Source organism: Caballeronia telluris (assembly GCF_001544495.1).
Classification (GTDB): Bacteria; Pseudomonadota; Gammaproteobacteria; order Burkholderiales; family Burkholderiaceae; genus Caballeronia; species Caballeronia telluris.
The window spans coordinates 84,186-105,221 of record NZ_FCNZ02000010.1; the positions used below are offsets into that span (position 1 = coordinate 84,186).

23 protein-coding genes and 2 pseudogenes are annotated in these 21,036 nt (G+C 66.3%); 17 read left to right on the top strand and 8 right to left on the bottom strand.

Going from position 1 to position 21,036, the window contains the following annotated elements; translation table 11 throughout:
- The first annotated feature begins 56 nt into the window (after positions 1-56).
- The 7 genes from AWB66_RS14795 to AWB66_RS14825 all read left to right on the top strand — a co-directional run bounded on the left by AWB66_RS14795 (position 57) and on the right by AWB66_RS14825 (position 8,001).
- Entirely contained in the window at positions 57-1,493 is a 1,437-nt protein-coding gene (locus tag AWB66_RS14795) for an MFS transporter (protein ID WP_087631026.1), read from the top strand.
- Between the two features lie 221 nt (positions 1,494-1,714).
- Entirely contained in the window at positions 1,715-3,085 is a 1,371-nt protein-coding gene (locus AWB66_RS14800; RefSeq protein ID WP_087631027.1) for an MFS transporter, read from the top strand.
- 36 nt (positions 3,086-3,121) lie between these two features.
- Positions 3,122-3,952, top strand: a complete 831-nt coding sequence (locus AWB66_RS14805) for a phosphogluconate dehydrogenase C-terminal domain-containing protein (protein ID WP_087631028.1) — start codon at positions 3,122-3,124, stop codon at positions 3,950-3,952.
- A 26-nt stretch (positions 3,953-3,978) separates the two neighbouring features.
- A complete protein-coding gene (locus AWB66_RS14810) occupies positions 3,979-5,223 on the top strand; it encodes a ribulose-bisphosphate carboxylase large subunit family protein (protein ID WP_087631029.1) in 1,245 nt (414 codons plus the stop codon).
- Positions 5,220-6,599 carry a 3-oxo-isoapionate kinase OiaK gene (oiaK, locus tag AWB66_RS14815; protein ID WP_087631030.1) on the top strand — a complete coding sequence of 460 codons (1,380 nt, stop codon included), beginning with the start codon at positions 5,220-5,222 and terminating at the stop codon, positions 6,597-6,599. Before AWB66_RS14810 ends, oiaK begins: the two co-directional genes overlap by 4 nt.
- Before the next feature lie 71 nt (positions 6,600-6,670).
- On the top strand, positions 6,671-7,378 hold the full coding sequence (locus tag AWB66_RS14820; RefSeq protein ID WP_087631031.1) for a transcriptional regulator NanR: 708 nt from the start codon (positions 6,671-6,673) through the stop codon (positions 7,376-7,378).
- Positions 7,379-7,407: 29 nt separating this feature from the next.
- Positions 7,408-8,001, top strand: coding sequence for a dioxygenase family protein (locus AWB66_RS14825; protein WP_087631032.1), 594 nt, complete (start codon positions 7,408-7,410; stop codon positions 7,999-8,001).
- A gap of 11 nt (positions 8,002-8,012) precedes the next feature.
- Here the strand turns inward: AWB66_RS14825 and AWB66_RS14830 are convergent, their stop codons facing one another.
- The 3 genes from AWB66_RS14830 to AWB66_RS14840 form a co-directional block, all read right to left on the bottom strand.
- The gene (locus AWB66_RS14830; protein WP_087631033.1) at positions 8,013-8,399 is read right to left on the bottom strand and encodes a DUF488 domain-containing protein; all 387 of its coding nucleotides are present in this window, start codon (positions 8,397-8,399) and stop codon (positions 8,013-8,015) included.
- A gap of 98 nt (positions 8,400-8,497) precedes the next feature.
- Positions 8,498-8,833 carry a superinfection immunity protein gene (locus AWB66_RS14835; RefSeq protein ID WP_087631034.1) on the bottom strand — a complete coding sequence of 112 codons (336 nt, stop codon included), beginning with the start codon at positions 8,831-8,833 and terminating at the stop codon, positions 8,498-8,500.
- A 160-nt stretch (positions 8,834-8,993) separates the two neighbouring features.
- Complete coding sequence (locus AWB66_RS14840) at positions 8,994-9,980, bottom strand: AraC family transcriptional regulator (RefSeq protein ID WP_087631035.1); 987 nt, start codon at positions 9,978-9,980, stop codon at positions 8,994-8,996.
- Positions 9,981-10,094: 114 nt separating this feature from the next.
- On the opposite strand from AWB66_RS14840, the gene AWB66_RS14845 reads away from it, so the two are divergent.
- Positions 10,095-10,340 (top strand): hypothetical protein, encoded by a 246-nt coding sequence (locus AWB66_RS14845; RefSeq protein ID WP_125469731.1) that lies wholly within the window; start codon positions 10,095-10,097, stop codon positions 10,338-10,340.
- A gap of 142 nt (positions 10,341-10,482) precedes the next feature.
- Positions 10,483-10,806, top strand: a complete 324-nt coding sequence (locus AWB66_RS14850) for a hypothetical protein (protein ID WP_087631037.1) — start codon at positions 10,483-10,485, stop codon at positions 10,804-10,806.
- Positions 10,807-10,828: 22 nt separating this feature from the next.
- On the opposite strand, the gene AWB66_RS14855 is transcribed toward AWB66_RS14850, so the two are convergent.
- Positions 10,829-12,301 carry an NCS1 family nucleobase:cation symporter-1 gene (locus tag AWB66_RS14855; protein WP_087631038.1) on the bottom strand — a complete coding sequence of 491 codons (1,473 nt, stop codon included), beginning with the start codon at positions 12,299-12,301 and terminating at the stop codon, positions 10,829-10,831.
- Between the two features lie 472 nt (positions 12,302-12,773).
- Between AWB66_RS14855 and AWB66_RS14860 the strand changes: the two genes are divergently transcribed.
- The 3 genes from AWB66_RS14860 (at position 12,774) to AWB66_RS14865 (ending at position 15,192) form a co-directional block, all read left to right on the top strand.
- Positions 12,774-13,478, top strand: a complete 705-nt coding sequence (locus AWB66_RS14860; protein WP_087631039.1) for a TMEM175 family protein — start codon at positions 12,774-12,776, stop codon at positions 13,476-13,478.
- Positions 13,479-13,891: 413 nt separating this feature from the next.
- Positions 13,892-14,089, top strand: a complete 198-nt coding sequence (locus tag AWB66_RS32950; RefSeq protein WP_125469732.1) for a hypothetical protein — start codon at positions 13,892-13,894, stop codon at positions 14,087-14,089.
- A gap of 188 nt (positions 14,090-14,277) precedes the next feature.
- Positions 14,278-15,192: a YihY/virulence factor BrkB family protein gene (locus AWB66_RS14865; RefSeq protein WP_087631040.1), complete on the top strand. Its 915-nt coding sequence runs from the start codon at positions 14,278-14,280 to the stop codon at positions 15,190-15,192.
- Between the two features lie 207 nt (positions 15,193-15,399).
- Here AWB66_RS14865 and AWB66_RS33680 read toward each other — a convergent pair whose 3' ends face one another.
- Positions 15,400-15,573: a hypothetical protein gene (locus tag AWB66_RS33680; RefSeq protein ID WP_159462908.1), complete on the bottom strand. Its 174-nt coding sequence runs from the start codon at positions 15,571-15,573 to the stop codon at positions 15,400-15,402.
- A 47-nt stretch (positions 15,574-15,620) separates the two neighbouring features.
- On the opposite strand from AWB66_RS33680, the gene AWB66_RS14870 reads away from it, so the two are divergent.
- Positions 15,621-16,274 (top strand): hypothetical protein, encoded by a 654-nt coding sequence (locus tag AWB66_RS14870; RefSeq protein WP_235021119.1) that lies wholly within the window; start codon positions 15,621-15,623, stop codon positions 16,272-16,274.
- Complete coding sequence (locus AWB66_RS14875; protein ID WP_087631041.1) at positions 16,234-17,361, top strand: GGDEF domain-containing protein; 1,128 nt, start codon at positions 16,234-16,236, stop codon at positions 17,359-17,361. Before AWB66_RS14870 ends, AWB66_RS14875 begins: the two co-directional genes overlap by 41 nt.
- A 25-nt stretch (positions 17,362-17,386) precedes the next feature.
- Here AWB66_RS14875 and AWB66_RS14880 read toward each other — a convergent pair whose 3' ends face one another.
- Both AWB66_RS14880 and AWB66_RS32955 read right to left on the bottom strand, forming a co-directional pair.
- Positions 17,387-18,304, bottom strand: coding sequence for a recombination-associated protein RdgC (locus AWB66_RS14880; RefSeq protein WP_087631042.1), 918 nt, complete (start codon positions 18,302-18,304; stop codon positions 17,387-17,389).
- Between the two features lie 61 nt (positions 18,305-18,365).
- Positions 18,366-18,491, bottom strand: a pseudogene (locus AWB66_RS32955) (EamA family transporter); the annotation flags it as partial.
- Positions 18,492-18,493: 2 nt separating this feature from the next.
- Here AWB66_RS32955 and AWB66_RS14885 point away from each other — a divergent pair.
- Positions 18,494-18,763: pseudogene (locus tag AWB66_RS14885) on the top strand (Lrp/AsnC family transcriptional regulator); the annotation flags it as partial.
- A 91-nt stretch (positions 18,764-18,854) separates the two neighbouring features.
- The gene (locus AWB66_RS14890) at positions 18,855-19,172 is read left to right on the top strand and encodes a hypothetical protein (protein ID WP_087631043.1); all 318 of its coding nucleotides are present in this window, start codon (positions 18,855-18,857) and stop codon (positions 19,170-19,172) included.
- Positions 19,173-19,229: 57 nt separating this feature from the next.
- On the opposite strand, the gene AWB66_RS34045 is transcribed toward AWB66_RS14890, so the two are convergent.
- Positions 19,230-19,391 carry a hypothetical protein gene (locus tag AWB66_RS34045; protein ID WP_200818994.1) on the bottom strand — a complete coding sequence of 54 codons (162 nt, stop codon included), beginning with the start codon at positions 19,389-19,391 and terminating at the stop codon, positions 19,230-19,232.
- Positions 19,392-19,639: 248 nt separating this feature from the next.
- On the opposite strand from AWB66_RS34045, the gene AWB66_RS14900 reads away from it, so the two are divergent.
- Positions 19,640-21,034 (top strand): selenium-binding family protein, encoded by a 1,395-nt coding sequence (locus tag AWB66_RS14900; protein ID WP_087631045.1) that lies wholly within the window; start codon positions 19,640-19,642, stop codon positions 21,032-21,034.
- Positions 21,035-21,036 lie beyond the last annotated feature (2 nt).

Here is a 21,036-nt window from a genome sequence, read left to right on the forward strand (position 1 = left end):
GCGGACCGCCCGGATCACAGGTGATCGGGCACGGCATCCACATTGGAGGAGACATCATGAAACACCAGCACACCATCGCGGCCACCCCGGGCGACGCCTGCACCGACGCCGGCGCCCGCAAGCAGGAGGTCACGACCGCCGATCTGTATCGCGCGGCGTGGGCCGCGTCGCTTGGCAGCGCGCTCGAATACTACGACTTCGCGCTGTACAACCTCGCGTCGGCGCTGATCTTCGGGCCGCTGTTCTTCCCGTCGAGCGATCCGAGCATCGGCCTGATTGCGAGCTTCGGCGCGTATTTTCTGGGCTTCGCGATCCGGCCCGTGGGCGGCATCATCTTCGGGACGCTCGGCGACCGCTATGGCCGCAAGTTCGTGCTGATGGCGACGATCCTGCTGATGGGCGTCGCCAGCACGCTCATCGGCCTGTTGCCCACCTACGCGAGTGCCGGCATCTGGGCTCCGATCCTGCTCGTCGGCTGCCGTCTGCTGCAGGGGCTCGGCGCCGGCGCGGAACAGGCCGGCGCCGCGGTGCTGATGGCCGAATACGCGCCCGCGAAGCGGCGCGGCTATTTCGCGGCGCTGCCGTTCATGGGCGTGCTGCTCGGCACGGTGATGGCCGCCGCGATCTACTTCGCGCTCGTGCGCGTCGAGGACATCTCGCAAAGCTGGCTCTGGCGCGTCCCGTTCCTGCTGAGCGTCGTCATCATCGCGGTGGCGGTCTGGATCCGGCTGAAGCTCAAGGAATCGCCGTCGTTCGCGAAGCTCGAAGCGCGCCAGCAAGTCAACGACAGTCCGCTGAAACACCTCCTCAAGCATTCGAAGCCGACGCTCCTGAAGGTCATCGGCATGCGGATGGCGGAGAACGGCGGTTCGTCGATCTATCAGTCGCTTGCCATCAGCTACATCGCGACCGCGACCGGTCTCAAGGGATCGATCGGTCCGATCGCGCTGCTGTTGGCCGGCGCGTCGGGCGCGGTGATCATCCCGTTGACCGGCATGCTGAGCGACCGCTTCGGACGGATTCCCGTCTATCGCGCGTTCGCCGTGTATCAGTTGCTGCTCGCCTATCCGACCTGGTGGGTGCTGAGTCTCGGCAACGCGACGGCGAGCGTCGCGATGCTGTGTGTCGCCCTCGCCGGTGTGTGGGGCATGTTCGCGACACAAGGCGCGCTGCTGCCCGAACTCTTCGGCGCGCAGCACCGGTACGCGGGCGTCGCGGTGGGGCGCGAGGTGTCGGCGGTCATCGCGGGCGGGGTGGCGCCGCTCATCGGCGCATCGATCATCGCCTGGGCGACCACGCACTGGGGCGGCAGCCAGGGCACCATCCTTGCGTGGATTCCGCTCGCCACTTACGTCGCGATTCTGAGCGCGATCGGCGTGGTGACGACGTGGTACACGCCTGAGACGCGCGGCCGCGATCTCGACGACTTGCGAGACGCCGCCGAAGTTCCGATGGCCCCGGCCGATCATCCCGTGGTCCGGCAGTCTTTATAGCGAGCGACGGCTCGGGACGGTTTTCCCCGCACGGCTGCTTCGACACGTTCGAAGCAGCCGTTTTCTTTTGGCGTGTCCGATGCCTTTCGTCAGTCCAATTCCCCCGTCTGATCACCGCGTAATCCCCGATTTCCTGCTGATCACACCTCATGGTCTACTCATCACACCAGTAAAGACAAAAAACGATTCCACATCCATCCCACGAAGTCGGAGGAGGCGAAATGCAAAGTGCAGCAGATCTCCAGGCGGTCGAAAAATCGGCCATACGCAAGGTGTCGCTACGTCTCGTGCCCTTCGTGGCACTGATGTTCTTCATCAACTTCCTCGACCGGACCGCGATCTCCTTCGCCGGCCCCAACGGGATGACCAAGGATCTCGGTCTCACCGCCGCGCAGTTCGGGCTCGCGGCCGGCGTGTTCTTCATCGGCTACATCCTGCTCGAAATCCCGAGCAATCTCGCGCTCCACAAGTTCGGCGCCCGCCGCTGGCTCGCGCGGATCATGGTGACGTGGGGCATCGTCGCCCTGCTCTTCACCTGGGTCAGCAGCATTCCGGGTCTCTATACGCTGCGCTTCCTGCTGGGCGTCGCGGAAGCCGGCTTCTTTCCCGGCGCGATCCTGTTCCTCAGCATGTGGGTGCCGGCGCGCCATCGCAGCCACATCCTCGCGCTGTTCTATCTCGCGCAGCCGCTCACCATCGTGATCGGCGCGCCGGTCGCGGCGCTCCTCATCGAAGCGCATGGCGCCTTCGGCCTCGCGGGCTGGCGGATCATGTTCTTCGGCGTCGCGGTGCCGGCGATCATCGTCGGGTTCATCGCGTGGTTCTATCTCGCCGATCGCCCGTCGCAGGCGAAATGGCTCACGCCCGCCGAGCAGAACTGGCTCACCGCCGAACTCGAAGCCGAGGAACGGGCGAAAACCGTCGCCGCCGCGCCGCACACGCTGCGTCCCGGCGCCGCGATGACGAGCGGCCGCGTGTGGGTGTTCGCGCTGATGTACTTCGGCCTGATCTACGGCCTCTACGCGCTGGCGTTCTTCCTGCCGACGATCATCGGCGGCTTCGAAGGCCGGTTCGGCACGCACTTCAACGTGTTCCAGAAAGGCCTGATCACCGCGATTCCGTATTTGCCGGCCGCCCTCGCCCTGTTCCTTTGGAGCCGCAACGCAACGAAACGCGGCGTGCGGGCCTGGCACATCGGCATTCCGGCGCTGATCGGCGCGGCGAGCATTCCACTTGCGCTCTACATGAAATCGCCGACCGCGAGCATCGCCGTCATCACGGTCACGGCCTGCGCGATCTTCTCCGCGCTGCCGAACTTCTGGGCGCTGCCCGCGCGCTTTTTGTCCGGCGCGGCAGCCGCAGCCGGAATCGCGCTCATCAACACGGTCGGCAATCTCGCCGGATTCGTCGCGCCGTACATCACGGGCGCCGTGAAGGACGCGACCGGTTCCTACCAGGCGCCGATGTTCATCGTCGGGGCGTTCATGCTGATGTCCGCGGGACTCGCGTTCGCGATCGGCTCGACCTCGCGTCGCCCGGCCGCCGAAGCGTCCGTCTCGGTCGGCCTGAACGCACATTCGCACACGAAATAAGCGCTTCGACGTACTCACTCTCTGGAGACAAACGAAATGACCGAAAAGATCGCGCTCTTTGGCGCGGGCGGAAAGATGGGCTACCGCCTGACGAGCAACCTGCTGAAATCGGATTACCGCGTCGCGCACGTCGAGCCGGGCGAAGGCGGCAGAAAACGGCTGAAGGACGACCTGGGCGTCGAATGCGTGTCGGCGGACGCGGCCATCGACGGCGCCGATGTCGTGATCCTCGCCGTGCCCGACACGCTGATCGGCAAGCTGAGTCACGAGATCGCACCGAAGCTGCGTGCCGGCACGATGGTGATGACGCTCGATGCCGCAGCGCCCTTCGCCGGCCATCTGCCGGCTCGCCCCGACCTGACCTACTTCGTCGCGCATCCGTGCCATCCGCTGATCTTCAACGACGAATCGACGACCGAGGGGCGCCGCGACTTCTTCGGCGGCGCCCACGCGAAGCAGTCGATCACGAGCGCGCTGATGCAGGGCCCGGAGGAAGCGTTCGATCTGGGCGAGGCGGTCGCGAAAGTGATCTACGCGCCGATCCTGCGCTCGTACCGGCTGACGGTCGACCAGATGGCGCTGCTGGAGCCGGGTCTCTCCGAGACGATCTGCGCGACCCTGCTCTACGTGATGCGCGAAGCGATGGAGGAAACCGTGAAGCGCGGCGTGCCGAAGGAAGCGGCGCGCGATTTCCTGCTCGGTCACATGAACATCCTGGGCGCGGTGATCTTCAACGAAATCCCGGGCGCGTTCTCCGACGCCTGCAACAAGGCGATCGAGTTCGGCAAGCCGCGCCTCATGCGCGACGACTGGAAGAACGTCTTCGAGCGCGAGGAAATCGCCGAAAGCATCCGCCGCATCACCTGAAACCGCACTCGTCGAGGAAACTCATCGTGACCGAACGCATCCACGCCACGTACTGGCTCGAAACCGGCGTCGATCCGCAGCTCGCCGCCGATGTCATCGCGGGCGAGCAGTCGAGCGGCACCTTCGTCGCGCTGCGCACCGAGACGCCCGAGCTGAAGGCGCGCTCGGGTGCGCGCGTCGAGCGTCTCGACGTGCTCGACCGCGCCGACACGCCGAGCCTGCCGGGCGGCATCGAATCGAAGGTGTACACGCGCTGCGCGCTCGAACTCTCGTGGCCGATCGAAAACCTGGGGCCGTCGCTGCCGAACCTGATGTCGACCATCGCCGGCAACCTGTTCGAGCTGCGTCAGGTGTCCGGCTTGCGGCTCACCGGCCTGCGACTTCCGCCGTCGTTCGCCCGCGCGTATCCGGGGCCGGCGTTCGGCATCGACGGCACGCGCCGGCTCGCGGGCGTCGAGCGCGGTCCATTGATCGGCACGATCATCAAGCCGAGCGTCGGCTTGTCGCCGGACGAAACCGCACAGCAGGTGAAGGAACTGGTGGCGGGCGGCATCGACTTCATCAAGGATGACGAACTGCAGGGCGACGGCTCGCATTGTCCGTTCGACGAGCGCGTGCGCGCGGTGATGCGCGTCGTGAACGAACACGCGGATCGCACCGGCAAGAAGGCGATGGTCGCCTTCAACATCACCGGCGATCTCGACCAGATGAAGCGCCGCCACGATCTCGTGCTCGCCGAAGGCGGCACCTGCGTGATGGCGGTGCTCAATTCGATCGGGCTCGTCGGCATGCACGCGTTGCGGCGTCACAGCCAGTTGCCGATTCACGCGCATCGCGCAGGCTGGGGTTATCTGTCGCGCAGTCCGGAACTCGGCTGGGATTACGCGCCGTGGCAGATGATCTGGCGTCTCGCGGGCGCGGATCACCTGCACGTGAACGGCTTGCGCAACAAGTTCAGCGAACCCGACGACAGCGTGATCGCCGCCGCGCGCGCCGTGCTCGCACCCGTGATGCCCGAGGCGCCGATGCCCGCGATGCCGGTGTTCAGTTCCGGCCAGACGGGTCTCCAGGCTGCCGACACCTTCGCCGCGATCGGCTGCGCGGACCTGATCCATACCGCAGGCGGCGGGATCTTCGGCCATCCGGGCAGCGTCGCGGCGGGCGTCGAGGCGCTGCGCGAGTCGTGGGTCGCGACGATCGAAGGCGTGCCGCTGGAACGGCACGCGCAGCGCCATCCGGCGCTCGCCGCCGCGCTGGGGTTCTGGCGATGAGTGCGCATCCGGAGGACTGGCCCGACGGCCTCCTGCTCGCCTACTACGGCGACGATTTCACCGGCTCGACCGACGCGATGGAGGCGATGACGGCCGCGGGCGTCCCCACCCTGCTCTGTCTCGACACGCCCTCGCCCGAACTGCTCGCGCGCTTTCCGGGCGTGCGCTGCGTCGGACTGGCGGGATCGTCGCGCGGACGCAGCCCGCCATGGATGGACGACGCGCTGCCGCCCGCCTTCGACGCGCTGGCCGCGCTCGGTGCGCCGATCCTGCAATACAAGGTCTGCTCGACCTTCGATTCGTCGCCGGCGATCGGCTCGATCGGGCGCGCCATCGACCTGGGCGTACAGCACATGCCGGGCAACTGGTCGCCGATGATCGTCGGTGCGCCGCGCCTGAAGCGCTACCAGGCGTTCGGTCATCTCTTCGCGGCCGTCGACGGCGCGGGCTACCGGCTCGACCGTCATCCGACGATGTCGCGCCATCCCGTCACGCCGATGAACGAAGCCGACCTGCGCGTGCATCTGCGGCGGCAGACCGAGCGTCGCATCGAACTGATCGACATGGTGCGGGTGCGCGCGCCCGACGCCGCCGCTTCCTGTCGCGCGCTTCAGGGCGACGACACGCCGGTCGTGATGATCGACGTCCTCGACGAGGAAACGCTCGCGGCGGCCGGGCGGCTCGTCTGGGAGAACCGTGGCGCGGGCGTGTTCAGCGCGTCGTCGTCGGGATTGCAGTACGCGCTCGCCGCGCACTGGCGCGCGTGCGGCCTCTTGCCCGCCACGCCCGCCCTGCCCGCCGCCGAACCCGTGTCCGCGATCGCCGCCGTGAGCGGCAGTTGCTCGCCCGTCACGGCCGGCCAGATCCGGTGGGCGCGCGCAAACGGGTTTTGCGTCGAGCGGCTCGATCTGCGGCGCGCGCTCGACCCGCGTGCCGGCGACGCCGAAATCGCGCGCACGATCGACATCGCCGAACGGGCGCTGCGGCAAGGACACAGCGCGCTCGTCTTCAGCGCCGAAGGCCCCGACGATCCCGCCGTGCTCGACTTCGATTCGATCGCGCGCGACGCCGGGCTCTCGCGTCAGGATGCCGCGCGACGCGTCGGCGGCGCGCTGGCGGAGGTGATGCGGCGTCTGCTCGATCGCGTGGCGGTGCGGCGCGTCGTGGTGGCCGGCGGCGACAGTTCCGGCGAAGTCGCGAGCGCGCTTGGGATTTCGGCATTGAGCGTCGCCGGCGGGCTCGCGCCGGGCGCGCCGCTGTGCCGCGCGTGGTCGAACGAGCCGCGCCGCGACGGTCTCGAAATCGTGCTCAAGGGCGGCCAGATCGGCGATGCGTCGTTTTTCGGCGCGGTTCGCGCAGGCCGGCTGCCGGACTGACCGCGCACGTCGCTTTCCGTGCCTGCGTGGTAATCTCATCAGACCACTAAGTCAAACGCACGGAAGGATCAATGGCTGAAATCGTTCAGCGTCGCAAGCTCTATCAGGAAGTACTCGACCGGTTGATGGAGCGCATCCGCACCGGCGAAATCGCGCCCGGCGCGCAGCTTCCGTCCGAGCGCGAGCTGATGGAAATCTATGGCGTCGGGCGGCCCGCGATCCGCGAGGCGCTGCAGACGCTCGAACGCTCGGGCATCGTCGAGATCGTGCATGGCGAGCGCGCGCGCGTCGTCGTGCCGACAGCGGAACGGCTGATCGCGCAGATCGCGGGCGGCGCGATGCATCTTTTGCGCACCCAGCCCGACATGCTGGAACATCTGAAGCACGCGCGCATGTTTCTCGAAACCGGCACCGCGCGCATGGCGGCCGAACGCGCCACCGAGGAAGACGTCGCCCGGCTGCAACTGAAAGTGGCGCAGCAGCGCGCGTCGATGGTCAATCTGGAAGAATTCATCGAGCACGACATGGCGTTTCATCGCGAGATCGCGCAGATCAGCGGCAATCCGATTTTTCCTTCGATCGTCGAGTCGCTGTTCAGATGGGCGGGCGAATACTACCGGCCGATGGTCCGCGCGCCGGGCGCCGAGGAACTAACGCTCGCGGAGCACCAGCGGATCGTCGACGCGATCGGCGCGCGCGACGGCGACGCCGCAGCGGAAGCGATGCGCGCGCATCTGAGCCGCGCAAACGAGCTGTACCGGACGTTGATCCGCACTTAAGCGGCCAAAAGCGGCAAGGAGCATCGGCGATGCGTGCGAGAAGCGGGAACCTGCGGCGACGCGATTTTCTGCGCCGCTTTGGCGCGGCCTCGGCGGCGCTCTGGTGGTCGATGGAGACGGCGCGCGCAGAAGAACCGACGCCCGCCTGCGCCGACGATCACCACACCACGCCCCGGCAAACCGCCGGACCCTTCTTCCTGCCGAACTCGCCGGAGCGAACGAGCCTCGTCGAAGCGGGCATCGAAGGAACGCGGATCGTGCTGACGGGACGCGTCGTCTCGGTGCGATGCCAGCCGGTCGCGGGCGCGCTGCTCGACTTCTGGCACGCGGACGACGCCGGCCAATACGACATCGACGGATTTCGCCTGCGCGGCCACCAGTTCGCCGACAGCGACGGCCGATACCGTCTCGAAACCATCGTGCCGGGCCGCTATCCCGGGCGCACGCGGCACTTTCACGTAGCGGTGCAGGCGCCGCATCGGCCGGTGCTCGTCACGCAGCTTTATTTTCCCCGCGAGCCGCAGAACGCGCGCGACGGGCTGTTCGACCGGCGCCTTTTGATGTCGATCGAGGAAAGCGGCAAGCCGCAGACAGCGCGCTTCGACTTCGTCGTCGCCACTTGAAGCGCTGTGCTTCAGACGATTGTCGCGCCGCGATCCGCGAGCAGGTGCCGGAGAATGCCGCGATGGCAGCGTCGCTCGTCGTCGCAGTAGCAGCCGACTGAAAAGTTGGACGTCTTCGACAGCGCGGCAAGCAGGTCGAGCACCTTGCTCGCGTCGCCGGCGTTCATTTCCGCGCGGAACTTGCGCTCGAACTCGGACCATTGCGCGTCGTCGGCGGCGTTTCTGCCCTGCGTCATCAGCTCCGCGCTCGGCGAGAGGATCGGCAGCCAGACGTCGTAATAGTCGCGCGAGGCGAATTCGGCCTTCGGCACGCCGCGCGGCGGCCGGCGCACCGTGCCGATGCGCAATCCTTCGTCTTCCACGCGCGCGCTGCCAAGCTGAATGATGCGGATACTCATGCGTCTTCCCCATGCCTCTTCGATGACGATGCCGTCGCACGGAATCTTACCCGCGCATCGCACGCGTCAAGAGGCACATTGCATGGAGCGCTGCGCGATCAATCCCCGCTGCCGCGCTCCATGCCGTGCGCGAAGCCGATCCCCGCGCGCCGTGCGCCGCGTGCGCGGGCGCGCGACACGATGGCATCGACGGTATGGTGCGCCGACGCCCGGCGATTCTTCTTCGCGACACGCCCGAGCACGCGCGCGCTGTCGGGATGAAACGCCCAGTACAGGGCAGCGATCCAGCCGATCACGGTCCAGCCGAACAGCAGGTTGAACAGCGCGAGCAACAGCACCGAGCGGCGTTTGGTGCGGTCGGCGAGAATCGCGGGCAGCAGATAGATCCCGGTCACGGCGATCGCCGCGACTACTTCAAGCAATACCTTCAGCATGTGTGCTCCCATCGGCCGTCGTGGCCCTGGCGACCCCATGTCGCATCGATTCGTGCGGCGGGGGTGATCGGAACATGCTAGGCACGGCGTCCGGATGGATCAATGTCGTTTGCAACAAAAGACTGTTTGCGCGGCGATTGCGCGTCGGCCGCCGGGCAGGTCATTCGGTTTGCGCGCCTTGTGCGTTCTCGCGCCCGCCCGACGCGCGCCAGCGCGCCGGCGTCACCCCGATGTGGCGCTTGAACACGCGCTGGAACGCGGCGTCGGACTGATAGCCAACCGATTCGCCGATCTGCGCGACGGGCGACGCCGTCTCCAGCAACGCGCGCCCCGCCATCGTCATGCGCACTTCGGTCAGCACGTCGGTCGCCGAGCGGCCGATCGCCTCCTGGAACTGGCGCACGAACGTCGCCCGCGACATGTTGCAGAGCGCGGCGAACTGGTCGAGCGTCCACGCTTCGCCGGGCCGCTCGAACATCGCCATCAGCGCCGCCGACAGGCGCGGCCGCGCCGCGAGCGCCAGCAGCCCCGCGGGCGGCTGCGAGCCCTCGCTCGCGAAGCGCAGCGTCAGCGCGAAGAGCGCCCCCGACAGGTGGCTCACGAGCGACGCGCTGCCCGGACCTTCGTCGGCGGCTTCCTCCCGCATCAGTTCGATCAGGCGGCGCAGGCGGGAGCCGCTTGGGAGCGCTTCGGCGGACGGTTGCGCCGCTTCGGCGCCCGCCGCGCTGCGCACGACAAGCCTTCCCGGCAGATGATCGCGCAGCAGCCGCTCGGGCATGGCGCCGAGCAGGAACCGGCCGCACAGGATGTCGGCGGCATCGTCCTCTTCGCTCGCCCGCGAGCCGTTGCCGGCGACGGTAAAGCCGTTGCCCGGATGCTCGTCGACGGGCCGCGGCGGCTTGCCGCTGCCATCGTGGATACGGTGCGCGGACCCGCCCGGAAACACGACGATATCGCCCGCGATCAATTGTTGCGGCGCGCCGTTTCCGTCCTCGACGATTGCGCTGCCCGACAGCAGCACGTGATAGGGAATCTCCCGCACGCCGGCGGCTGCGTGTTCGATCGCCCAAGGGGCGCCGAAGTGGCATCTGACATCCAGACGCCCGCTGACGGGCATCAGCGAAAGAAGCCGGCTTAGCAGATCCATGTGTTTTCGGCCGTCGATAGGTAGGAGGAAAGGACGACTGCTTTTAATCTGCGGTTTGCGGCATGAAGGATGCTGAAAGCAACGCACCGGATAACCGGACCTACGGAGACAACCATGAAACCCCTTCAAACAATGATAGCTGCCCTTGCCCTGATCGCGAGCACGAGCGCCTTTGCCCAGAACGATGCCAAGACGCCGCAAAGCGCGAATCAGGGCGCCGGCATGGGCAACGCGGGCAAGAGCGATCCCGCCGCGAATGCGCCGAGCGGCGCCTCCGGCACGCTGATGCAGCAGCGCGAAAAGGGCATGGCGCCCGACAGCGCGTCCGGCGGCAAATCGACCGGGAAGATGAAGCAGTAGCGCTTCGTCGAAAACATTCGTCGCGGCGCTTCACGCGGACGCCGGGAACCGCACGCCCGCGCACGGGTGACTGTGCGCAATCCGCTTCATCATAGTGAAGGACGCGCCGTCCTGCCCGGACGCGCAACGAGGAAGCCCGACGATGATCACCCGATCGCTGCTGCTCGCCGGCTGCACCGCCTTGCTCGCCGCCTGCGCGCAGGGCGGGCCCGTCGAATTGTCGATGGGCGGCAATCCGTCGCCGTCCGCGAATGCGAGCGCCGACGCCGACTTCTCCTCGATGGACCGCGCGATGGACACCTGCAAGCAGTCCGCGAAACGCGCCGGCGCCGGACCCTGCACGCAGGTGCGCGCCTACGAGGCCTGCATGAAGACACAGGGCTATATCACCGTGCTCGGCCCAGAAAATCCGCCGGGCTGCGGCCAGCCGGCGTGGGAAGAGGACGTGCGCAAGTGGCTGAAATGAGCCCGTGCTCGCGGCCCGCGCGCTATACGCGCTTCTTGCTGCGCATCGCGAGCGTGTAGATCGCGGCGCCCGCCACCGCGCCGATCAGCCAGCCGAAGTTGTTCGCCGGCAAGAGCTTGAGCAGTTGCGTGCTGATCTCCCAGCCGACCGAGATGAATCCCGACACCAAAAGCGCGACGAGCCCCACCCGGTTCCAGCCGCCGTCGTAGTAAAAGCGCCCGTTCGGCGACATCGTGTAAAGGTCGGCGGTCTGCACGACCTGCTTCTTGACGAGGTAGAAGTCGGCCATCATGACGCCGTACATCGGCGCGAGCACGGCGCCGAACACGGAGACGAAGATCGTGATCGCCTTCGGGCTGTCGACGAAGATCCACGGGCAGACCAGCACCGCGAGTACCGAGGCGATCAGTCCGCCCTTCTTGAAGTCGACGTGCTTCGGGAACAGGTTCGCGATGTCGTACGCCGGCGACACGAAGTTGGCGACGATGTTGATGCCCATCGTCGCGATGATGAAGGTCACGCTGCCGATCGCCACCGCGATTTTGTTGTCAATGCGCGAGACGATCTCGACCGGGTCCATGATCATCGTGCCGAAGACTTTGGCGCTGCCCGACGTCACGATCACCGTGATGATCGCGAACGCGATGAAGTTGACCGGCAGCCCGAGGAAGTTGCCGATCTTCATCTGCCGCTCGCTTTTCGCGAACCGCGAGAAATCGCCGAAATTGAGCAACAGCGCGGCGAAATAGCTGATGACGAGCAGGATCGCGTTGCCCATGCCGAGGAATTGCGCCGTGCCGGAAAGCTTCTCGCCGCCGAGCGTGAGGTTCAGGCTGTCGAGGCCCGCGCGCGACAGGATCCATCCCATCAGCACGAACATGACCACGTAGACGGCCGGTCCGCAGAAGTCGATGAACTTGCGGATGATTTCCATCCCGCGCTGGAAGATGACGAGCTGCAAGAGCCACATGAAAAGAAAGCTGACCCAGCCGAGCAGATCGAGGCGCAGGAAACTCGTGTCGCGCAGCGCGATCGCCGAGGGGACGAAGAGCAGCAGGAGCGTCGCGACCGCCTTCGATGCGAAATAGGTCTGCACGCCATACCACACGATGCCGACGACGCCGCGAATCAGCGCCGCGAGGTTCGCGCCCATCACGCCCATGCTGACGCGCGCCATCACGGGAAAGGGGATGCCGTGCGTGAGGCTCGGCTTGCCGACCCAGTTCATCAACACGTAGACGACGAGAATCCCCACCGTGAGCGCGATCAGCACCTGCCAGCCGGAGATGCCGAGCAGGAAGAGGCTCGCGGCGAACGTATAGCCGCCGACGCTGTGCACGTCCGACATCCACATCGCGAAGATGCTGTAGCCGGTCCAGGTGCGTTTCGCGCGCGGCACGGGCGCGAGGTCGCGATTCCAGAGGCGCTCGTTGGCGTCGGTGATGGGCGCATCGCTGTCGAACGCGGATGCGTGGGCGACGGGGGTATCGGCCATGGATGTCTCCTCGGGTCCGGCGGCGCCGGGCGGCGCGCGTCGTTCCGCTGACGAAAGGAATAGCTCGACGGCAACAGCCGGCTTGCGTGCATCACATCGACTGCGGGTTCCACTGCATGGGTTCGACTGAACGGCCAACCTTCGCTTCGAGATTACTCGATGCGGCGGGCCGCGTCCGCCTGTTTTTTTGACGTCGCGCGATGCGCCGGCACCGCCGCAAATGCCCAGACTCACTTAACCCTGACCTCTGTTCGCCCCACTCTGAACTCGCGGTGCAGGCCATGCGGGGTCGGTCGAGGGGCCCGGCGTATAGGTGTCCGGCTCAGTCCGGCCAAAGCGATCATACTTAGTCGCGGACAATTCGATGCTTCTTTTGCAACTTTCCCATGGCAGGATGAAATTTAGATCGTCCAACAAAGAGCGTGCGTGCTGTGCCGCGCGGAGCCGCTCCGGCGTGCCCGAAAGGACCCACATGATGCTACGTAATAGGCGCAACCAACCTGCCGCCGCGGAAACGCATGGTGCCGAGCGCGGACTTGACCGCTTCGAGGGATTCAGCGACGCGGTTTTCGCAATCGCGCTGACCCTGCTGATCGTCGAGATCAAGGTCCCCGGATCTCCCGAGGGCACGCATGGCTACAGCGACCTGGCAAGCGCCATGGCGGAGCAGTGGCGCGAATATCTCGCGCTCGTTCTCTGCTATGTCGTGATCGGGGCCTACTGGCTGCAACACCATTATTCGGGTCGCATTTATGCTAAGAGTGACCACTGGTTCGGCGTGATCAACCTCCTGTTCCTGCTGGCGATCGTCGTCATTCCTTATCCAATCCGCGTCTGGTGCTTCCACCTCGGCACGGCCTTCGAGCCCGTCGCGTCAGTGACCCTGGTTGCCGGTCTTGCCCTGACCGCCTGCACCTGGATGGCGAAGTGGTTCTATGCAATGCCAGGCCGCCGGCTGATGGACGAACGGCTCGCGCCCGATTTCCTCCAGCAGATGACGCGCCGCTACGGCGTTGCGACGCTGGTCCAGATCGCTGCAGTTCCCGTCGTGATCGCGGCGTGGCGCATCGGAGTGGCGATTGCACTGCTGTGCGTCGCCTTCTTTCTGCTGCCACAGCCCACGCCGCGCTACAAGCCCAGAGAGGAGCCGAGCGAGGCTGAGAAATTGAACAAGTAGCTATTGCGCGAGGTTAGCCCAGAAACCGTAGGCGAAGACGAGGAGAATGACCGGTGAACAGCACGTCAGGATTATCTTGGTCTTCATCTACTTCTCCACCAGTGGCCCCAACCGAGCTGAGAACCTCGCACATCGTGGAGCGATCCGGCAGATGCCAATGTGGATGGCGCTTATATACACGACGAGAGCACCCGGCCGCGCAATTTCTGACGTCGGAAGTGGCGGCCAAGAATTCAGAGTTAAGTGAACGAGGATCGGCATACTTCAGAGTTACGTGAATCAGCGGTTCGAAGCTAAATGAGCACTGTCGCCTAACATGCCGCCCCCACCGCGGCTACGATTCAAACTCCGATGAATCTCGACAGGAACGCCCTAGCCTAAAGTTCGTCTCGCCGGCTGCCGATAAGCCGGACATGAAAAAGAAACGTCTCTCCTCTCGCGACATGCACGACGCCTTCGCCGCCGCCGGCGAGACGCTCGCGCTGATCTGCCGGCTGCGCGGCATCAACGCTTCGGACCTGGCGCCCGAAGAGGTCGACGCGTTCTGGAACATGGCGCTCGATGTCGCCGCCCGCAAGGAGCCGCTCCCCGACGAAGCGCGCCGCAGCTAATCTCCCGCCCGTCGCATCGGCCTTCTTCGCCGCGCCGCTGGCGCGAAAATTGCGGCATCCGACCGTGGCGCGGTATGCCCGCGCCCGTACTGTCCGATTCCCCGATTGCCCGACCGCGCGTGATTTGCAGCCTCGCGTCGCGGCGCCGATGACGGCCGTCCGCCGGTCTTCGGCACGGCGGAGCGCCCATGTCGAAGTTCATCTGGAAATGCCTCGGTCCTCAAGTGCGCAACGTTGCGCACCATCCCGGCGCGTTCGTGCTGCGCACGCTGAAGGCGTTTCGCGCCAACCAGGGCATGCTGCTGGCGGGCGCGGTCGCGTACTACGCGCTTCTGTCCATCGTTCCGCTTCTGATCCTCATCGTGATCGCGCTGTCCAATCTCGTCGGACAGCAGACGCTCCTCGACAACCTCGCGCGCCTGCTCGAATGGCTCGTCCCCGGTCAGGCCCGCGCGGTCGTGCATGAATTGTCGAATTTCCTCGCGCATCGCGCGGTGATCGGCTGGCTGCTGCTCCTCACGATGATCTTCTTCAGCTCGCTCGCGTTCACCGTGCTGGAAAACGCGATGTCGGTGATCTTCGTGCACCGGGTCGCGATCCGCCGCCGGCACTTCCTGCTCTCCGCGCTCCTGCCGTACTGCTACATCCTGTGCCTTGGCATGGGCATGCTGATCGTCACGTTCGTGTCGAACGGCCTGCAGGCGATGGGCGCGAGCAGCGTCGACCTGTTCGGCGCCGATGTGTCGCTCAGGGGCGTCTCGCGCGTGCTGCTCTATCTGCTCGGCCTCGCGGGCGAGATTTTCGTGCTGACCTCAATCTATCTCGTGATGCCGGTCGGACGCCCGTCGCTGCGGCACGCGCTGATCGGCGGCGTCACGGCGGCGCTGCTCTGGGAAATCACGCGGCACGTGCTCGTCTGGTATTTCGCGACGCTCTCGCAGGTGAGCGTCGTCTACGGCTCACTGACGACGGCGATCGTCGTGCTCTTCAGTCTCGAAGCACTTGCGACGCTGCTGCTGTTCGGCGCGCAGGTCATCTCCGAATTCGAGCGCTTCGGCACGCCTGCCGACGAGGCCTCGCCGGAGCCGTTTCACACCGGCTGAATCCGGCGGGGGAGCGCGGACACCCGGGACCGAAAACTGCTCAACAAGTGCGCTGGCCGATCGCGTCCGGAAACGCATTGACCGCACCGCACACATCCGACTGGCCTGGCCCCGTGACCTTTGACCGTGAGTTCCCCCGCGCGAGAAGTCGCGAGCGGCCGGCGAGAATTGCATGGTTCCCGCTTCTTTCTCGTAAAATCAGTTGAATCAGGCGTCGCGCCGGCCGGTTCCGTCAGACGAACCGCCGGTTTTCCCTATTTCCTTGCGGCGCATGCGGATAACGCCGCAAAGCTCGCATCGCGCGCAATCGTTTCCTTTATGCGCGCCGGGGAAACGCCCGGTCGCGGCCGCGATTTTTTTGCGCTTCGCGCCGCGTTGCATCGAAGGGAACGCCCTTCGTCTGACGAACCGTTTTCGGAGACGCTGCCATGGCAACACATGACATGCCGCCGACATCCGGGCGCCCATTGCCGGATGCCGACGTCGACTATTCGGACGACGATCTGCCAGAGCGCGCACCGCCGCGCTTCGGGCGACTCGCGCTGTGGGTCGTTTCGGCGAGCGCGCTGGCGGTCGGCGTCGCGGGGACGGTGGCTTATCGCGTCTGGTTCAGCCACGATCAGCGCGCCTACGTCGAAGCGATGGCGAACGCCCGCGACACCCTCGGCATGACCCAGGCGGCCCGGGCGCAGCAGACGCTCTCGTACGGCGCCGTCGATACGTCGATACCGCCCGTGCGGCAGGTCGCCGTGGCAAGCGCCGATGCCGAGCTCGATGCCGCGACGAACGTCATGCCGCCCGACGACCCCGTTCAGTCGCCTACCCCGACCGTCGTTCCCGCCGCGCCGGGCCGTCTCGCGGCCGCGGGCGCCGACGCCGCGCCCGCCGCCTCCGCGCGCGAAGCCGCTCCGAACCGGGCGAACCGCGCATCGAATCAGGCGGTTGCGCAGAATCGCCGCCATCCGACGCAGCGCGCCAAGCAGCCGCCGAGTCTCTTCGCCCGCATGGGTTCGTTTTTTCACCGCGTGAACTATCGACAGAATGTCAACGGAAGCCAGCGAGACGACTATTCCCGTCCGTGATTCGCGCCGCGCGCGGCCGGCGTTCATCCTGCGCTTTCGGCGGCCGGGACCGGCGCTGATCGCGGGTGCGTCGCTCGGCTGTCTGCTGATCGGCCTCTTGTTCGTCGCCGTGCAGGTTCGGGCGATCTTTTCGGGCCAGTTGCAGCAGGAATACATCGGGCTCGTGCTGGAAGCGGTCGATCGCGCGGAAGGCGCCCGCGATGCGGCGGCGGCGCTCGCCAACGCGCCTCCCGTCAGCGCCGAAAGCCAGACCGCCGATCCCGACGCCTACGTCCGCGCGCGCCACGAACTGTCCGCGCGGCTCGCCACGCTCGACGCGCTGGTGAGCGCAAGCCCGGCCCCGGCGCCGCCGTTTTCGAAGACGGCGCTCGCCCCCGATGCCCCGTTCGATGCCGCGAGCCAGTCGCTCGATACGGCCGCGTCATATTGGCGAGCGCAGCGCCAGGAAGTCAGCGACGCGATGCGCAACCGCATTTCGCGGGTCGCGGACACGCTGATCCTGCTCTCGGCCATCGTCTTCGGCGTGCTGGTCACGGCGCTCGGCATGTATGCGAAGCACAACCGGCTGCTCGCCGGCAAATCGCACGAATTCGAACACGCCGCGCTGCACGACGCCATGACCGGCCTGCCGAACCGACGCCGGCTCTTTGCCGCGCTGGAAGCCACCGCGAAGAGCGCGGGCCGCATCGCCGTGCTGTACATCGATCTGGACGGCTTCAAGCGCGTGAACGATACGCAAGGCCACCGCATCGGCGACGAATTCCTGATCGCGGTGTCGAGGCGCTTTCGGCAGTCGGTGCGCACGGGCGATGTCGTCGCGCGCATCGGCGGCGACGAGTTCGCGGTGCTCGTCGCGCGCTTCGAATCCGATTCCGAACTGGCCGCGATCGCGCAGCGCCTGATCGCCTGCGTCGCGCAGACGGACCAGCAGATGGCGCTCGGGCTCGTGCGCGCGAGCATCGGCATCGCCACATTCCCCGACCGCGTCGACGACTACTGGCGCCTCGTCGCCGCCGCCGACGAAACCATGTACGACGTCAAGCGCAACGGCAAGAACGGGTTTGCGTTCGCGTCGGCTTCGTCGTAAGCGCCTCAGTGCGCCTGAGTGCGCGTCAGGCCGCCGCCTGTTGCGCGCCCTCCACTTCCCCGCCGAGCGCGTCGGCGAGATCGGCGAACAGGCGCGCCAGTTCCGCCGTCATCAGCGTGAAGTCGGATTCGAAGCGCTCGTCGTCGTTCTGCGCGGTCGGATCGGACGCTTCCTTGATCACGTCGAGCGGGCTCACGCGCTTAAGCGTAAGCGACGGCGTCAGCACGAACGACACGCGGTCGTTCCACGTCATCGCGAGCCGCATGCACTGCTTGCCGCCTTCGATGTGGCGCCGCATGTCATCGACATCGAGCGCATGGCCGACGTAGCGCACGGTCGCGTTGCCTTCGCCCGTCGCGCGCAGTTCCGTGTCCTGGTCGAGCGTGAAGCCGCCGGGCGCCTCGCCCGACAGAAGCCATTCGGTCATCGCGGAAACGGGCGAGCGCGCGACGCGCAGCGTGTCGAGCGGCAGGCGGTCGATCGACTTCACGAGCAGGCTGCGCACTTCGTCCGCGAGCGTCGGCGACGCGGCGTCGATCGCGAGCCAGCCGTTCACCGTATCGATCCAGACGCGCGTGTCGCGTCGAATGCTGAAGGCGCGCGGCAGGAGTTCGTCGGTGACCTGCTCCTTGAGTTCGCGCATCTGCTTGCGGCCGGGTTTGAAGCCCTGCTGCTCTTCGAGTTCGGCGGCGCGCGCCTTCGTCACCTGATTGACGACCGACGCCGGCAGCAGCTTCTTTTCCGCGCGATAGACGAGCAGCATCTGGCGATGGGTCGAATAGACGAGCGCGCCGTCATCGCGCGGGGACGCCCAGCCGTGCGCCTGCATCTCGACGGTATTGCCCGGCGCGAAGGCATGCGCCGCGAGCCACGTTTCCAGTTGATCGGGAGTGACGGCCCAGCGGACCGGAAGACGGTGAAGCTGAAGGTTCTTGAACCACATGGGAGCGCCCTGCAAAAAGCAAAGCGGGCCATTCTAACCGAGCATGGCATCGACGCGCGTTTCAGTTGGCCGTAGCGCGCCGCGCCGGCACGATGTGCCAGCCGAGATTGACGCCCGCGGCGGCCAGCAGGATCAGCGCGGCGCCCGCGACCTGAACCCACGCGAGGCGCTGGCCGAACGCGAGCCGGCCCGCGCGCACTCGGCTACACGCTGCAGGCGATCGTGCGCGTGAAGCCGTTGCCGGGCCAGTTGCATCTCGTGGAGGAAGCGATCCGGCGCATTCCGGAATTCGTCGAATGCGACAAGGTCACGGGCGACGACTGCTTCATCTGCCGCCTCTTCCTGCACTCGATCGAACAACTCGACGCGATTCTCTCGAAGGTCACTGAGCGCGCCGAGACGAGCACGGTGATCGTCAAGTCGACGCCCGTCGCGCGCAGGCTGCCGCCGCTTGCCTGAGCGATGCGCCCGGCGCCGGATAAAGGGCACGAGTGAGCCGTGCGCGGCGCAACGGGGCTACACTGGGTGGCGAAACACCAGGAGGAACACCATGCCCGACATCGACGCCAACCGCACTTTCCGCGGGCTTCCCCTGACCGCCGAACAGGACGCCGAAGTCCGCCACTACATCAAGAAGAAGAAGCAGCACGGCGAGCCGTGGGACACGCCCGAACTGAGCGCCATGCTGCGCGACATGCTGGAGCCGCCCGCCGAGGACGACCCGATCGACGGCGAGACCGACGACGAAACGCGCGCGGTGTCGGAACGCGCGTCGGCCTTCATCGACGAAGCGATGGACCCGATCGAAGCGAAAGAGGAATGGAACGCGGCGATGGAAGCCGAGGCCATGAAAGGATCGAAACGCTGAAAGACGGCACGCGATTCCGCCGTCGGGGCCGCATTGCGCGGCCCCGTTACCCGCGAATCAGTGCCTGTGCCGCATCCAGTCGCGAAGCGGATGGGTGTCGAGCCAGCGTGCGGCATGCGGCTCTCCCTTGTGCTCGGCCCGATGACGGGCCACCAGCACGACGGCGATACAAAGCACCACTACGATTCCCACTATCAAGCTGATCATCGACTCAGTCATGGCAGCCTCCTCCGAGGTCGGGGCCATGCTTACATTGTAGGTGAGCCACCGATTATCACCAGGCTTCACCATTCGACCGCTCGACCGCTCGATAGCTGCGGCTCGATTCCCGTGAGTGAATCGCTTATGTCATACCGGACGATGCCGCTTTCGCTGCACTGCGGCATCGGGCAGGCGGTCCGCAGGTGTGCCGAAGGTGTCCTATAGTGCAAGCACCACTTGGCTAAACCTCGCATGGGAGACGCACGATGGCGACATGGAGACCGGACCCGAGCTTCTACCCGTCACCGAGACTGGCGGCCAAGGCGCCCCCCGAGACGCTCGCCTACGTCGCAACCTTCGATCCCACGCGGCAACAGCCCGACGCCATCGCGGTGGTCGATGTCGATCCGCAATCGGCCACCTATACGCAGATCGTCGGCGAACTGGCGATGCCCAACACCGGCGACGAACTGCATCACTTCGGCTGGAACGCGTGCTCCTCGTGCCTGTGTCCGAATGCGCCGCATCCGCACGTCGAGCGGCGTTATCTGGTGGTGCCGGGGCTGCGTTCGTCGCGCATTCATATCGTCGATACGAAGCCCGATCCGAGGAACCCGACGATCGTCAGGACGATCGAGCCCGACGAGATCGCCGAGAAGACCGGCTATACGCGTCCGCACACGGTCCACTGCGGCCCGGGCGGCATCTACGTGACCGCGCTCGGCAATGCGGAAGGCCGTGCACCCGGCGGCATCATGCTGCTCGACCAGCAGAGCTTCGATCCGCTCGGACGCTGGGAAGTCGAGCGCGGCCCGCAGCAACTCGCCTACGACGGCTGGTGGCATCTCGGCTACGACACGCTCGTCACGAGCGAATGGGGCACGCCCGACACGTTCGAGAACGGGCTCGTCCCCGAGATCCTGCTCGGCGCGAAGTACGGCAGGAAACTGCACTTCTGGGACTTCACGCGCCGCAAACACCTGCAGGAGATCGACTTCGGCGACGAGTACCAGCTCGTCTTCGAACTGCGCCCCGCGCACGATCCGACCAAGGCCTACGGATTCGTCAATTGCGTGATCAGCCTGAAGGACCTGTCGTCGTCGATCTGGACGTGGTATCGCGACAAGGACAAGTGGGCGGTGAAGAAGATCATCGACATCCCCGCCGAACCCGCCGACGCCTCCGTGCTGCCGCCGATGCTCAAGGGATTCGGCGCGGTGCCGCCGCTCGTCTCGGACATCGACCTGTCGATGGACGACCGCTTTCTCTACGTCTCGTGCTGGGGCACCGGCGACATGCTGCAATACGACGTCTCCGATCCGTTCGCGCCGAAGCTGACGGGCAAGATTCGCATCGGCGGGATCGTGGCGCGCGAGACGCATCCGGGCGCTGCGAACGGCGCGCTCAACGGCGGCCCGCAGATGGTGGAAGTGAGCCGCGACGGGCGCCGCGTCTACTTTACGAACTCGCTGTACGGCGCGATCGACGACCAGTTCTATCCTGAAGGCATCGAAGGCTGGATGGTCAAGCTCGACGCCGATCCCTCGGGCGGTCTCGCCGCGGACAAGGATTTCTTCATCGACTGGCCCAAGGGCCGCCGGCCGCACCAAATCCGCCTGCAAGGCGGCGACTGCTCGTCCGATTCGTATTGCTACCCGTAAGC